At 57.0% G+C, this 13301-nt stretch carries 8 protein-coding genes and 1 pseudogene; all 9 read right to left on the bottom strand.

The window, feature by feature from the left end; all coding sequences use genetic code 11:
- Positions 1-175 precede the first annotated feature (175 nt).
- Positions 176-598 (bottom strand): HEAT repeat domain-containing protein, encoded by a 423-nt coding sequence (locus ACIN8IBEIGE_RS07295; RefSeq protein WP_160014066.1) that lies wholly within the window; start codon positions 596-598, stop codon positions 176-178.
- Between the two features lie 123 nt (positions 599-721).
- A complete protein-coding gene (locus tag ACIN8IBEIGE_RS07290) occupies positions 722-1054 on the bottom strand; it encodes a hypothetical protein (protein WP_160014065.1) in 333 nt (110 codons plus the stop codon).
- Positions 1055-1137: 83 nt separating this feature from the next.
- On the bottom strand, positions 1138-1569 hold the full coding sequence (locus ACIN8IBEIGE_RS07285; RefSeq protein WP_160014064.1) for a hypothetical protein: 432 nt from the start codon (positions 1567-1569) through the stop codon (positions 1138-1140).
- Positions 1566-3116, bottom strand: a pseudogene (locus ACIN8IBEIGE_RS07280) (RHS repeat-associated core domain-containing protein); the annotation flags it as partial. The pseudogene ACIN8IBEIGE_RS07280 and the gene ACIN8IBEIGE_RS07285, both read right to left, overlap by 4 nt.
- Positions 3117-3143: 27 nt before the next feature.
- Positions 3144-4364 (bottom strand): hypothetical protein, encoded by a 1221-nt coding sequence (locus ACIN8IBEIGE_RS20905; RefSeq protein ID WP_256665061.1) that lies wholly within the window; start codon positions 4362-4364, stop codon positions 3144-3146.
- On the bottom strand, positions 4361-7126 hold the full coding sequence (locus ACIN8IBEIGE_RS07270) for a hypothetical protein (protein ID WP_160014062.1): 2766 nt from the start codon (positions 7124-7126) through the stop codon (positions 4361-4363). Before ACIN8IBEIGE_RS07270 ends, ACIN8IBEIGE_RS20905 begins: the two co-directional genes overlap by 4 nt.
- 467 nt (positions 7127-7593) lie before the next feature.
- Positions 7594-9684: a type VI secretion system tip protein TssI/VgrG gene (gene tssI, locus ACIN8IBEIGE_RS07265; RefSeq protein ID WP_160014061.1), complete on the bottom strand. Its 2091-nt coding sequence runs from the start codon at positions 9682-9684 to the stop codon at positions 7594-7596.
- Between the two features lie 189 nt (positions 9685-9873).
- Positions 9874-10392, bottom strand: a complete 519-nt coding sequence (locus ACIN8IBEIGE_RS07260; protein ID WP_090443843.1) for an Hcp family type VI secretion system effector — start codon at positions 10390-10392, stop codon at positions 9874-9876.
- Positions 10393-10694: 302 nt separating this feature from the next.
- On the bottom strand, positions 10695-13253 hold the full coding sequence (locus tag ACIN8IBEIGE_RS07255; protein ID WP_160014060.1) for a TRAP transporter permease: 2559 nt from the start codon (positions 13251-13253) through the stop codon (positions 10695-10697).
- Between the last annotated feature and the right edge of the window lie 48 nt (positions 13254-13301).

The raw sequence follows: 13301 nt of genomic DNA, 5'->3' as shown, positions 1-13301 counted from the left end.
CGTTTTTTATGAAATGGCAGGTCTGTAAGCTGTATGATTACTGGGCTACATTTTTCGGAGTAGGAATTTCAGACCATTCTTAGAACTTCCTCCCTGTCGTATATGCCTCTTCCTGAAAGAAATTCATTAATACTTAGGGCGTGTGGTTCATCTAAGAATGGATTTTTCAGCATTTCTATATCTTTGCCGACTCAGCCTTACTAAAGAGTCGTTGTAGTTCAGGTTCAACTTCATCCTCGGGGATATTAGCTATGACCTCTTTGATGTAAGCGGCATATTGATGCTCTATTGGCACCTCAGCCCAATCAAGCTCGTATATGGCCATCACCTGAACGTCCAGATGCTGGGACTCTGAAAACAGTAGCTTTAATATTTCGATAGCTTTTCCCGATCTATCCTCTCCTAAAGATACCGCGCAACGCTGCTGCCAATATTCTGGTTTTAATAGTACTACCTTTTTAAGCATCTCCCATTGATCTTCTGTGAAGTCGGGAAGAATTGTTTTTGCAACTAGTTCGGGGCTGTATGCAGTCCAGTTGGATTCTTCAGAGTCCCCGATCCAAGTATTTAATTTTTCTATGATTCTATCATTGCTCATATTGTTGCCCAGCTTAGATGGCCTGAAGTGACCATGTTGTCTGGCAAGAATTAACTTCCGCTACTTTTGAACGCGATGAGTAAAGATTCATCCTTCATTGCTGTAGTCACCCTTTCTTGCGTGCTAGAAATAAAAGAACACACCGGTTTTATTTACTATGGCAATTTTTGTAAGAGAAATAATCTTCTGCAAAACCGGAAGATCGTTTTGAGAGATTTTAGCTTCTAATAATCCCAGCATGGCCTTTAGATCTTGCAGGACTTGAATACTTTCATCTTCATAATCATCAATTAATTTCCCTAAGTGATGATTTATTTCATTTATTACTCCCGAAGAAAATAACTCTTCAAATTCCGCATCATTTAGATAAATTTCTTTTAGGTCTCCAGGCAAGGATTGATCTATGTCAAGCCTGTTTAAAGCATCGATATATAACGGAACCGATATCGTCTTCATTGCCTTCATTTACATTGTGATGATACTCGCCATTACAGAGCTGGTTTCATATTTGCAATGGCTATCAGCGATTTGCGAGCCTTCTAGATTTTCCTAAAAAAGCCTTTTCCAAAAACCTGCATTTGCACACCAGATATATCTACTCTATCAATACTGTTTATTACGAATTTGGCATTGGTGTTCGAGGTTTTAAATATAGCATTGAGAAACTCAAAGTATAAATAATCCTCTATCATTCTCCCCAGAACAGTAGGAGCTTTGACTAAAAGCTTTTGAGAATCCGGATATCCTAGTTTTTGCAACTCTGGAGTCTCAGAAATCTCTTGATCCTTGTCATCACTCTTGCATTGCTCTATAAAAGAGTTTATTGCCTCATGGAAGCTTTCGGGTATTTCATCAGTTAAAACTTCGAGCCTATAAGCTATACCTTCGGGGTTTAGTTGTTCACCAAAGCCGAGTTCTCTATAGATAACTGACTCTATGCCTATTTGATTATTTTCAACTAAAAATTTCATGGCTGCGCTCCTGGTGGGATTATTACGAGTGAGCCGTCAGGATTAGCGGTAACGGATCCCGATGGAGTGTATGGCTCTCCCGCTTTTGGGTCTGCGTCACTCCTAGTACCTGAGCGTTGGAAAAACTCTTCTGGAGTTTCTATTTTCTTAATGGAGGCTGTTTCGTTCCCAGGAACAATTCGTGTCTTTTCGAGATTAAGGAAGTTCAACTCAAGGCTGAATCTCTTCTCAAGCTTCTTAAGCAACTTAGCCGCTTGATTCGCGTTCAATCCACCGAACCCGACATCAAGATCACTGCTCGCTGAATGGTTTCCGCGCACCCTGCTTCCGCCAAATACCGCGGAAGAGCCTTTCGCATGAGACTCCTCAAGTATTATTTTTGCCTGCGCTTCTGGAAGTCCAGGAATATTTTCAGAGAGAAATTTAGTCTGTTCATCAATGCCCTTAGTTTGTATTACCGTCTTCTCCGGGTAACGATCAAATAGTGATCCGGATTTGGTATCTGGGCATTGTCCCGGCACCGTATTCAATCCCAACGGATCCACCCACCCCGTCGGGTTGTTCACATACTGGTAGTTATTCAACCCACCCGCCAGCTTGATCGGGTCGGGGGTGATGTAGCTGCCGGTGTTGGGATTGTAGTAGCGGTGGCGGTTGTAGTGCAGGCCGGTTTCGGCATCGTAGTACTGGCCCTGGAAGCGCAGGGGGTTGTCGACTTCAGCGATTTCCAGTTTGGCGACGTTGCCGTAGGCGCGGTATTTCACCGACCAGAGGATCTCGCCGGCAGCGCTGGTGAGTTCCTGCGGGGTGCCGAGGTGGTCGAGTTGGTAGTAGAACGGCTCGGCCTTGGCCCCTTTGCCCTGGAGCATGGCCAGGGGGCGGAAACTGCCGGGCTCGTAGAGGTAGCTGCGGTAATGCTCTGGCGTGCTTTCGGCGATCAGGCGGTCGCCTTGCCAGAGGAACTCGCTAGTCTTGCCGTCGACGACTTTGGCGATACGCCGGCCGAAGGCGTCGTAGCGGTAGCTCACTTGGCTGCCGTCGGGCAGGCTGGCGCCGATCAGGCGGTGCTGGCAGTCGTAGCGGTAATCGGTAATCAGCCGCTGGCCGGCGCCGCGGCGTTCGCGCATCAGGTTGCCGAAGGCGTCGTAGTCGAAGTGGTGGTCGCCCTGCATCAGCAGGCGGTTGCCTTTGACGTTGACGCGGTCGTCGGCAACGGCGCTGCTTTGTGCCAGCAGGGTGCCGGCCGGGTCGTGGACGAAGCTTTCCGGAGTGTCGCCGCGCACCGCCACCAGGCGATCCAGTGGGTCGTAGTGGAAGCTCTTACTGCCTTTGCGCGAGTCGTCGATGCCGGCCAGGTTGCCGTTGGCGTCGTAGCGATAATTGCGCTGCAGCACCCGTTGCTGTTCCTGGCGCAGGCTGTGGGCGCGCAGACGGCCGTGTTCGTCGTACAGGTATTCGCTGAGCAGCGCGCCTTGCTGGCGGTACTGTTCGCGGCCACCCGCGGTGAACTGGTGGGCGGTCAGCGGCTGGCCGTTGAGGTCGATGGCGCCTCGATGCACTACTAATCGGCCTTTTTAACCCCGATGAATATTGTCGTAGTCATCGCCTTTAGGCGTGGCCTGGATGCCTTTGGCTTCCTGGCTGCGATAGTAGGCTTCGATGCTGAGGCCGGGGGCAATTTTGGATTGGATGATGCAGGGTTGTTGCTGCCAGTTGTAATCGCGGTTGCGTTTCATCGTTTCTGGCTGTCCCCGGCCCTCCCATGCACGGTAGGGCATATCGCGCCAGCGGCGCGGATCGCGCTTGCTCTGGCGGTCATGCTCGGCGGTGACCGGGTCGAGGTGGCGGAACTGTTCGAGCACCGGCAGCTCGGGTAGCGGCTGGCTTACATCCATATAGCGTTGCAGGCAGTCCCAGAAGGCCAGGGCTTCTTCCGGGGTAAGGCCCAGTGGATGCATCTTACCGCCGAGGAATATTTCGCAATCGGCATAGCGGTGATGCAACCACAGCGCCATGCCGCCACTGCCATGCGGCCCTGGGCGAAACTCCATGGTGGCGTCGAACTCATAGAACGGCGCCACGAACGGCTTACGAAAGCGCCGGGCGATGGTCACCATACCGGTTTGCCTGTTGAACTCGCTGCCATCGTATTTGAATAGGCGCAAATACAGATCCAAAAGAAAGTCGAAACCGACCACGCCCATAAAGATGGAAAGGGCCATGACCCCACACATCCATAAGAGGTCGGAGTCATAACCAGATGTGCTGTAGTTGAATGCTGTACTTAACAGAGCCGTGGCCAAGCCAGCTCCCACTTGAATCAAGTAGGACTTTAGACTCTTTCCCCAATAGAGCCAGCCACTAACTCCTATCATCAATAATCCGGGAATTACCACGAGAGAAGCTACAGTCAGCGATTTACCTATTCCTTCTGACAATACGGTGCCGACCACCATGACCCAGAAGATCCAAGGCACTGCGAATAAGGCAGCAAATTTTAAACCTGGAATCAACATAAGCAGCTTATTGAAATTCTCGAAGCGCCAGCGCTGCTGATCGCAATACAGTTCGGCATCCCCTGTACGCTCGACAAAGGTATGCTCCTTGGCCTGTAGCTGCATATCGACCATCTGCCAGGGCTGCAAGTTGGCATAGTGGCCCCAGCGCAACTGGGTGCGGCGCAGATTGTTGCGATTGGCATCCTGCCGCCATTTATGCGGCGGCTGGGCCGGAATATCGGTGGAGTCGTAGGCACTAGCCGTATAAAGGCATTGCTCTATTACGGGGGCATTCATAGTTTGCGGTAGTCGCTCTGTTCGATCAGCCAATAGGGTACGTCATCCATCACCTCGTCTTCCTTGGGTAGCAGTACTGGATTGAAAGCCGCCCATTGGCGTGGGCTCGGCTGCGGCAGGATCAGGTCGTCGTACGCCGGAAAAGGATCGCCGGCTCGGCACGCTTGATGGCTAAGGCGAAACTGCACACGCACCTTGAGGGCGTATTGACTGGTAGCCAAAGGGTTAAAGGCTGGCCGGTGCTGATGAGGCAGTACGTAGAGCACGCGACCGCCATTGAGCACGACGGCACCAAGCTTTTCCTGAGAAATGACCTTGGGCGGTCTACGCTGCCAGCCGCTGTGGTGGCCGCGCTCCAATTTAAGTTCGGACGCCCGCAGGGTAAACCCCTGATTACTGGGATATTGGCTCAGCAGGCCGGATTGCAGCTCGACTACCCAGTCCAGCGGGTCGAGGTCGCTATTACCCTGGGCTTCTGAAGCCCGCAGCTTCGCCTGATCCTCCGCGGGGGCGCGTTTCTGCCAATTTTCCAGGCGCTCGATGCGTACCTGAGGTTGGCCGATAGCGCCGAGCAGTTGCTGATAGGCAACCCTGGGGTCATTCATATGCGGCAGACGCCGCTCTTTGCCAAAAGGACCGTGCTTGATCGCCTGCTCGATTGCACCATCTACCAATAGCGCCGCAGCAACGGCGCCGCCCAGCAACAACACGATACCCGCGCCCAGTACCCAGGGACTGGCCAGCACCCCAAGAGTATAAAGCGCCCACATGGCCGCGCCGGATGCGGCAATGGCATTGGCAACGGATACATCCTTATCGCCCTGGTCGAAGGCGCGTTTGGCGTCCCAAACAAATAGTGCAGAAGTCAGTCCCATCGCCACGAATGAGCCTGCCCTTGAGACGCTGAGCCAAGTACTACCGCCCGTGCGCTTACTGAGGTTGCTTGCCCAGCGCTCCGATATCCGCGAGACGTCGAAGCGGCCCTTTTCCCATAGCGCATACCAGGGTGAGCGGACGCCTGAGCCTTCTATGATTTTTAGCGCAACGTTGTTTGAAGCGAAGAAAAGATCTGCAGATGCAGACACGTAACCAACGGTAAACCTAGCGAATTCTGTTTCCATCAAAGCCTTGGCACCGATGGTATTCACGTGCAGATTGTAAGCAGCCATCAACGTGGCGAAGAGCGGCAATACCGGCGACTTGGCGATTTGTCCTGCGCGACCCAAGTTGGCGGCGCTGAGCCGCCAGCTGTTCAACTCTTGCACCAGTGGATCGTTGGCTGGCGCGGCCACGACCATAAACCGCCCCAAGTCTTTGCTGGCGAAGCGGTTGGCTTCCGCCAGCTTGCCACTGGTGGTGGCGAGTACATTGCCGCCGCGTCCCTGCAAGTTGCCGTACAGGTAGTTCTGCCGGGTCAAGGTGGTGCGCTCGCTGGGCGTCAAGCCAAAGCTGAGGCCGCCTCCATGCACGCCCAGCACCACCATATTCTGTGCGAGGGCTTCGCCCTGGGGCATGAACTTGATCGTTTTGGCCTGGCTATGCAGTTTGCTCAGCAGACCCACAGTCGGCGTGAAGAGTCGCTGCATATCCAACTGGACGGTGGCAGCGTTGGTGCGCAGCTGCCTGAGCGTCAACAGCACAGCTTTATTCAGATGACTCAGCCATTCGTCCACCGCCAGAGCCAGGTTCTGTGTCGCGTACTGATAGTTGGCTGATTGTTGGCTCTCCAGGCCGGCGAACATTGCCAAGGAACTTATACCCAAATTCTCCGGCTTGATGGCCCGGTTTGTCGCTGCCAGCTTTGCCAGCCGTTTGGGCAGTTCTGGTAGCGCTCCATTTTGGTCGGCCAGGGCTGCACGGGTAAGCGGATGATTGGCATCCGCCAGCTGCCTGATCAGGCGCTCCACCGCTTGCGCAAGTGCGCGATCCTCGGCCTCGGTGCTGCGTGCATCGCTGCCTTGAGGGAGGCGACTGAGCATTTCCAGCATATCGATCAGCAGGCTGTAGGGTTCCAGCAAGCGCTCATCGCTGCTGTAGACCCAATCATTCCATACAGCGGTCAGTTTGCTCTGCGATAGTGCCAAGGTTCGCTTGAGCTGCCGATGAATAACCTCGCGCGCACTTTGGCGCTTGGTATGCAGCATGGTTTTCTCAAGCGCGGCCATATCGATATGCTCGCGCAGGTCAGCCAACGGCGCGTTGCTTGGCATCGACCATTGATGCAGCACTTCGGCGTAACGACCAAACGGCTGGAACGGCACCAGGGCGTTATAGGTTTGCAAGGCTTCGGTTGCAAGGCGGGACTGCTCAACCGCATGGCGCAACTCGAACAATGGGTCGTCCAACATGAAGCCGACCAGTTTTGGATAGCCGCGCAAGCTTTTTTCTGCGAGAACATCCTTGCCAGCAGGTAGCCCTGGCACCGCAGCCGGGGCGGCAGCCCCCATATGCCCGGCGAGCGCTTGCTGTTGCTTATGCAGCTCGACAAACAGCTCTTGGGGATTGAATGCGGTCATTGCCGGAGTAAAAGTCGCGGGGTCGCGCAATGCGCATTCAATATGCAAGTCACGCGACCTAAGCCCCTCGGCTTGCTTATCTATCACAACAATCGGCATCGCCTGGGTCGGCTTCCATTGCTCGCCGCCGACAACCGCCGCGGACCATGCCGGCGCTACATTCTGGCAGCGATTTTTGACCCGACCACTGCTGGCTTCCAACCAGGCGATGTACTCCCATGTCCAGGCCATCTCGCTATAGGCCATGGTGTATTGGTCGCCGACAAAACGTCCTTGCAGCAGCATGGGTACCAGCGTTAACGCCAGTGGTTTACCGACCGCTACTCGATTATCGGCGGGCTTACCCTGGGTCGCCAGCTTGCGCCATTGGGCTACATCCACGTCCGACAGGTTGCCTTGGCCGTCGCACTCCAATTCACGCCACAGTTTGCCATTCTGAAATACGTAAATGCGCCCGGGACGGGGCAGTGCGCCTTTCGGCGCCTTATCGTACTGATCATGGCCGGGCAGGCGCGCCATGGGCACCACAGCGAGAAAGGTATTCTGCTGAATTTCCGGCTCTTCTTCGTTGCTGCGCATGTCCGATTCGACAGGAATCTGCAGCATCCCACCATCGGCGCGCTCGATGTTCAGCGCCAATCGCGCACGGCGGGCATTGTCGTATTCCGCACGTTTGCGGGTGCCCTGCTTGATGGGCTGATCCTTAAGCTCGCTCATGCGTCACCCTCCGGGTCGAGCAGTTGTACTTGGCCACCCAAGGCGGGGTCGCCCCATACATCGACAATCAGTTGTTGTGGCCCTTGCTCGCCCAGGCTCGCCAGCTGCAGCAGCGGATTAATATTGGCCTTGCCGGTCTTTTCGCCGGTCGGTGCGGTATCGGCAGGTTTGGGAATAATTGGCAACACTGGCGCCGCCCCCGAACCACTCCCCGGCGCGCCGCCGGAGTTGATTTTGATGATCGGGCCGACCAGGGTGATGCCGCTGGCATCCAGCTTGATAAAGCTGCCGGCGGCTTTGAAGGTGAGTTCACTGCCGGCTTCGAGTACGACTTTCTGACCGCTGGAGAGATGGATCTCTTGGCCTGCGTTGATAAATTGGCCGGTGCCGATCTTGATGTGCTGGTTGTTGCCGACGGTAAGGTGGTCGTTGGCTTTGACCTCACTTTTGCGGTCGGCATGAGTGGTGCGGTGCTCTTCGGCTTTGAATTCGCTGTAGCTGTTGGCCTCGACGGTGTCGTGGCGTTCGTTGCCGATGCGGATTTTCTGGTCGTGCTCGATGTTTTCATCCCAGTCGCGCTCGGCGTGGATGTAGATCTGTTCGGCACCTTTTTTATCTTCGATACGCAGTTCGTTGTAGCCACCGCCGCCAGGGCTGCTGAGGGTCTTAAACAGGCTGCGAGTTTTGTTCGCCGGCAGGTCGTAGGGCACCACGTGTTCGGCGTGGAACAGGCAGCCGGTGACCAGCGGTTGATCGGGGTCGCCTTCGAGGAAGGTGATCAGCACTTCCATGCCAACCCGTGGAATGGCGATGCCGCCGTAGCGGTCGCCGGCCCAGCTCGAACTCACGCGCAGCCAGCAGCTGGTTTTGTCGTCGGCCTGGCCTTCGCGGTCCCAAAAGAATTGCACCTTGACCCGACCATATTGGTCGCAGTGGATTTCTTCACCCGCAGGCCCGGTGACCACCGCGCTTTGGCTGCCGAGAATACGCGGTTTCGGGTGGTGGAGCGGTGGTCGATACAGCACGGCCCAGGGCGTGGCGGTAAAGCGGTTGCGGTAGCCCTGCTGGAAGCCATCGCTGACTTCGGTGTGACTGGTCACCGACTCTTCCAGCACCTGCGGCTGTTTGCCTTCGTGGTGGATTTCAGTGAGCAACCAGAGGTCGTTCCAGCTGGCGCGCGGGTGCTCGGTCAGCGCCAGGAAGTGGCCGCTGACCAGCAGCGGCTGATCGCCGTCGCCCTGCGCCCGCTCAAAGTCGTGGCGATGGCGTTCGAGAATGCGCTGGCTGAGGTGTTTGCCGCGCTCGCGGTCGACAAATCGGCCGGGGTAGTCGTAATCCTCAAGGTCGGGTTTGAATGCGCTCTTGGCGTCCGCCTCCATCAGCAGCTTGGGTTTTTCGAAGTCATAGTCACGGCGGGTCACCCGGCTCGAGCGGGTTTCCACGCGCACGCCGAAGCGCTTGATCACCGGTTTGTCAGCGACCAGACCGCTGTCTTGCTGATAGGCCGTTGGCGCGAGTTTGGGGAAGGCTGTTTGGTCGTCGCCAAAGGTCAGTACGTGGCCTTGTTCGCTGTGCTGGAAGTGGTAGTGGATACCTTCTTCCTCGCACAGGCGCTGGACGAAGTGCAGGTCGGATTCGTCGTACTGCACGCAGTACTCGCGCTCGGGGTAGATCGAGCCGAGTTGGAATTGGTAGGCGTTGGCCTGAATGCCGTGCTCTTGCAGCACTTGGCTGATGATCTTCTCCACCCTCAGGTGCTGGAAGATGCGTTGGTTGGTGCGATGCGCCAGGTACGCCAGCTGTGGGCGCAAGGTCACGTGGTAACGGGTCAGGCGTTTACCAGACTCGCCTTGGGCGACGCGGTAGATCTGCCCGTGAATGCCGTGGCCGGCCTGATCGAAGGCGAGAAAGGCGGCCTGATGCAGCAGGCTTTCCAGATCCAGGTCAGGACGCTCGCTGACCAGCTCCAGTTCAAACTCGAAGGGCTGACTGATCGCCTCGCGACCGTTGAATTCGAGCACCTGTAGATCGTGGCTAACGCCTTCGATCGTCAGGCTGAAATGCGTCTGGTTGGCGGCGGCGAACATTCGTTGTTCCTCTTGTTTCGTTCCATGAATCAAACCACTGCGCATTTCTAACCCAGGCTTGGCCTGGCAGCCGTGCCTGTTCGCGATTTTGCGCGATGCCTGTCAGTGTTTGGCGACGCAGGTCTCACTAGAAACGCAGCGGCCAGGACAAGCCTGGCCGAAGCGGTATTACGCGAACTCAGCCAATGCTTAGGCGGAGATCGGGGTACGCCAGTCGTCGGAGCCGGAAGTGCCGGAGACTTCGTGGGTCCAGACGATTTTGCGGTAGGTGAAGTACACGTCTTCGAGGTGGGTGAAGTGAGCCATGCCTGGATCCTGGCAGTTCGGCATACGCGACTGCACGTCAACGATCACGGCATCTTCCAGCTCGATGGTGAAGTAGTGCTCTTGAGTACCGGTGGAGGAAGTGCGGTACCACTCCAGACGGCACTTGGACAGACGCTCACCGGAGGTCAGGGAGTTGAAGATCAGCGGCGAGGATTTGTCGAAGACTTTGGTGATCATCAGCGGCTTGTGTACGCGCTGGCCAGTCGGCTGACCGGACTGCGGATCACGCGGGATGATGACCTGGTGGTTGAAGGCTTGAACCAGGATCTGGTCTTCATGACCTTCCTGGAAGATGTTACCGACGGAGTCTTCGGTGAAGGTGCCGGCAGTGATCAGGCCTTGTTTGGTGCCTTCGAGGGACAGATACGCGGGTGTTGGCATGAGTGCTTTCCTTGCCTTGGGTCATGGATCTGCAGTGATCCGGGAACCCTCCCTATAGCGACAAACATGCCAACTAAATAAAAACCTTATAAATCAGTACGTTACGATCTAATAAAGCAAGGATCAAAACCCACTGTGCGCCAGATCACTAAAAGCTGAGCAACTTGTTGCGCAAGGCTGCGCAGGTTTCTGCTCAGCACGCTCAAAGCCAATGGCTACAAGACCTGCAGCCAAATCCCCAGAGATTTATCAACAGCCCGCTGCGCAATAAGCTGCGCAGCGGGTGGAGCGTCAGGCTCAACTCAAGCCGTACCGTTGGCCCGCCGGCGACGCTGCAACCAGACCACCAGGGCGAACAGCAGGAAGCCCGGAATCCACATCAGCTCCTTGGTCCAGCGATCCGTTGGCGCGCGCACCTTGAGGATTTCCTGATCGAACTCCAGGCCCGCTTCGGCCGCCGGGCTGCCGAAGGTGACGCTGTCGACCAGTACCTTGCCGCCCTCTTCATACGTCAGCAGGCCGAGCTTCTCCAGGCGTTCTTCACCCGTGGCACCTTCCGGCACAGGCAGCAGCAGGCTGAATTCGCGGGCGTCACCGACCGCATCCTCTCCTTTGATGCGCAGACGCAGTTGGCTGCCATCGGCCACATCACTCAGAGCCTGGGCCAGTTGTGCCGGCGGGATGTCGCGGTAAGGGTCATGCACGATGTCCATCCAGAAACCCGGACGGAACAGGGTGAAGGCCACCAACAGCAGCAGCACGTTCTCGTACCAGCGGCTGCGCACCAGGAAGTAACCCTGACTGCCGGCCGCGAAGATCAGCATGGCGACAGTGGCGATGATAAAGATCAGCACACCGTGCCAGAAATCCACATCGATCAGCAGCAGGTCGGTGTTGAAGATAAACAGAAACGGCAAGATCGCCGTACGCAGGCTGTAGTAGAAAGCCTGAATCCCGGTCTTGATCGGGTCGCCCTTGGACACCGCTGCAGCGGCAAACGAGGCCAGGCCCACCGGCGGCGTCACGTCGGCCATGATGCCGAAGTAGAAGACAAACAGGTGCACGGCAATCAGCGGCACGATCAGGCCGTTCTGCTGGCCGAGGGTGACGATCACCGGCACCAGCAGGCTGGACACCACGATGTAGTTGGCAGTGGTCGGCAGGCCCATGCCCAGCACCAGGCTGAAGATCGCCGTGAGCACCAGCATCAGCAGCAGATTGCCCATCGACAGCAGTTCGACCAGATCGGCCAGCACCAGGCCAACCCCGGTTTGCGACACCGCACCGACAATGATGCCCGCCGCCGCTGTGGCAATGCCGATGCCGATCATATTGCGCGCGCCGGCGATCAGGCCTTCACGCAGATCGATCACACCGTCCATAAACGAGCCGTGGGCATGCGTGCCATCGGTGCGCAGCCAGGTCAGCAGCGGGCGCTGAGTCAGCAGGATGATCACCAGCATCACGCTGCCCCAGAAGGCCGACAGGCCAGGGGACAGACGCTCGATCATCAGGCACCAGACCAGCACCACCACCGGCAGCAGAAAGTGCAGGCCGGAGAGCAGTACGGCGCGGGTTTGCGGCAGTTTGTCGAGCGGCGCATCCGGGTCTTCGGCAGGCAGCACCGGCACACTGGCGGCGATTTTAAGCAGGCCCAGATAGACCAGCGCCAGCAGCGCGCCGATGCCTGGCAGGGCGTATTCACCCAACGCCGGTTTGAGCCAGCCAAGGCCGTAATACACCGCCAGCGACAGGCCGCTGATCAACGCTGCACCAAAGGCGAAGCCAGTCAGGCGGCGCAGCCAGGGCTTGGGCTGATGCCCGCCCACTGGCTGCAGGCCGAGCTTGAGGGATTCCAGATGGACGATATACAGCAGGGCGATATAGGAGATCGCTGCCGGCAGGAAGGCGTGCTTGATGATCTCGACATAGGGCATACCGATGTACTCGACCATCAGAAAGGCCGCCGCACCCATTACTGGCGGCATGATCTGGCCATTCACCGACGACGCCACTTCCACCGCGCCGGCCTTCTCGGCCGAGAAGCCAGTGCGCTTCATCATCGGAATGGTGAAGGTGCCGGTGGTCACCACGTTGGCAATCGAGGAGCCAGAGATCAGCCCGGTCAACCCCGACGCCACCACGGCCGCCTTGGCCGGGCCGCCGCGGAAGTGACCAAGCATGCTGAAGGCCAGCTGAATAAAGTAATGCCCCGCGCCGGCGCGCTCGAGCAAGGCGCCAAACAGCACAAAGAGAAACACGAAGCTGGTGGATACGCCGAGGGCGATGCCGAACACCCCTTCGGTGGTGATCCACTGGTGGTTGGCCATCGCATTGAAGCTGACCCCACGGTGCGCCAGCATCCCTGGCATATAGGGCCCGGCCAGGCTGTAGACAAGGAACAGCAAGGCGATGATCGCCAACGGCGGGCCGAGTACGCGGCGGGTGGCCTCCAGCAGCAGCGGGATGCCGATACAGGCGGTGAGCATGTCCGCGGTGGTCAGGCTACCGGGGCGCAAGGCCAGCTGCTGGTAGAAGATAAACAGGTAGGCGGCGCTGGCGGCAGCGACCAGGCCCAGAGCGATATCCAGCAGCGGCACGCGGTCACGCGGCGACTTGCGAAATGCCGGGTAGGCGAGAAACGCCAGCAACAGGGCAAACGCCAGGTGGATCGAGCGGGTTTCGGTGTCGTTGAACACGCCAATGCCGAACACGAACGGCAGCGGCGAGGCGATCCACAGCTGAAACAGCGACCAGAGCAGAGCCAGGCCGGTAATCACCTGGGCCATGGCGCCGACGGGCAGACGCGCGCCGACATCCTGAGCGATCAGTTCTTCGGTGGACAGTTGCTTGTCATGCATGGGTTGAACCTGCATTCGAGAGTACGGAAACGGCAAAACCCGCAGCCT

Source organism: Pseudomonas sp. 8BK (assembly GCF_902506475.1).
Classification (GTDB): Bacteria; Pseudomonadota; Gammaproteobacteria; order Pseudomonadales; family Pseudomonadaceae; genus Aquipseudomonas; species Aquipseudomonas anguilliseptica.
Note: the sequence above shows the minus strand (reverse complement) of the source record. Positions and strands in the feature narration are given on the sequence as shown.

Coding starts and splice junctions, on each gene's coding strand:
- ACIN8IBEIGE_RS07295 (WP_160014066.1), bottom strand. CDS start 598: ATGAGCAATGATAGAATCATAGAAAAATTAAATACTTGGATCGGGGAC.
- ACIN8IBEIGE_RS07290 (WP_160014065.1), bottom strand. CDS start 1,054: ATGAAGACGATATCGGTTCCGTTATATATCGATGCTTTAAACAGGCTT.
- ACIN8IBEIGE_RS07285 (WP_160014064.1), bottom strand. CDS start 1,569: ATGAAATTTTTAGTTGAAAATAATCAAATAGGCATAGAGTCAGTTATC.
- ACIN8IBEIGE_RS20905 (WP_256665061.1), bottom strand. CDS start 4,364: ATGAATGCCCCCGTAATAGAGCAATGCCTTTATACGGCTAGTGCCTAC.
- ACIN8IBEIGE_RS07270 (WP_160014062.1), bottom strand. CDS start 7,126: ATGGCCTATAGCGAGATGGCCTGGACATGGGAGTACATCGCCTGGTTG.
- tssI (WP_160014061.1), bottom strand. CDS start 9,684: ATGTTCGCCGCCGCCAACCAGACGCATTTCAGCCTGACGATCGAAGGC.
- ACIN8IBEIGE_RS07260 (WP_090443843.1), bottom strand. CDS start 10,392: ATGCCAACACCCGCGTATCTGTCCCTCGAAGGCACCAAACAAGGCCTG.
- ACIN8IBEIGE_RS07255 (WP_160014060.1), bottom strand. CDS start 13,253: ATGCATGACAAGCAACTGTCCACCGAAGAACTGATCGCTCAGGATGTC.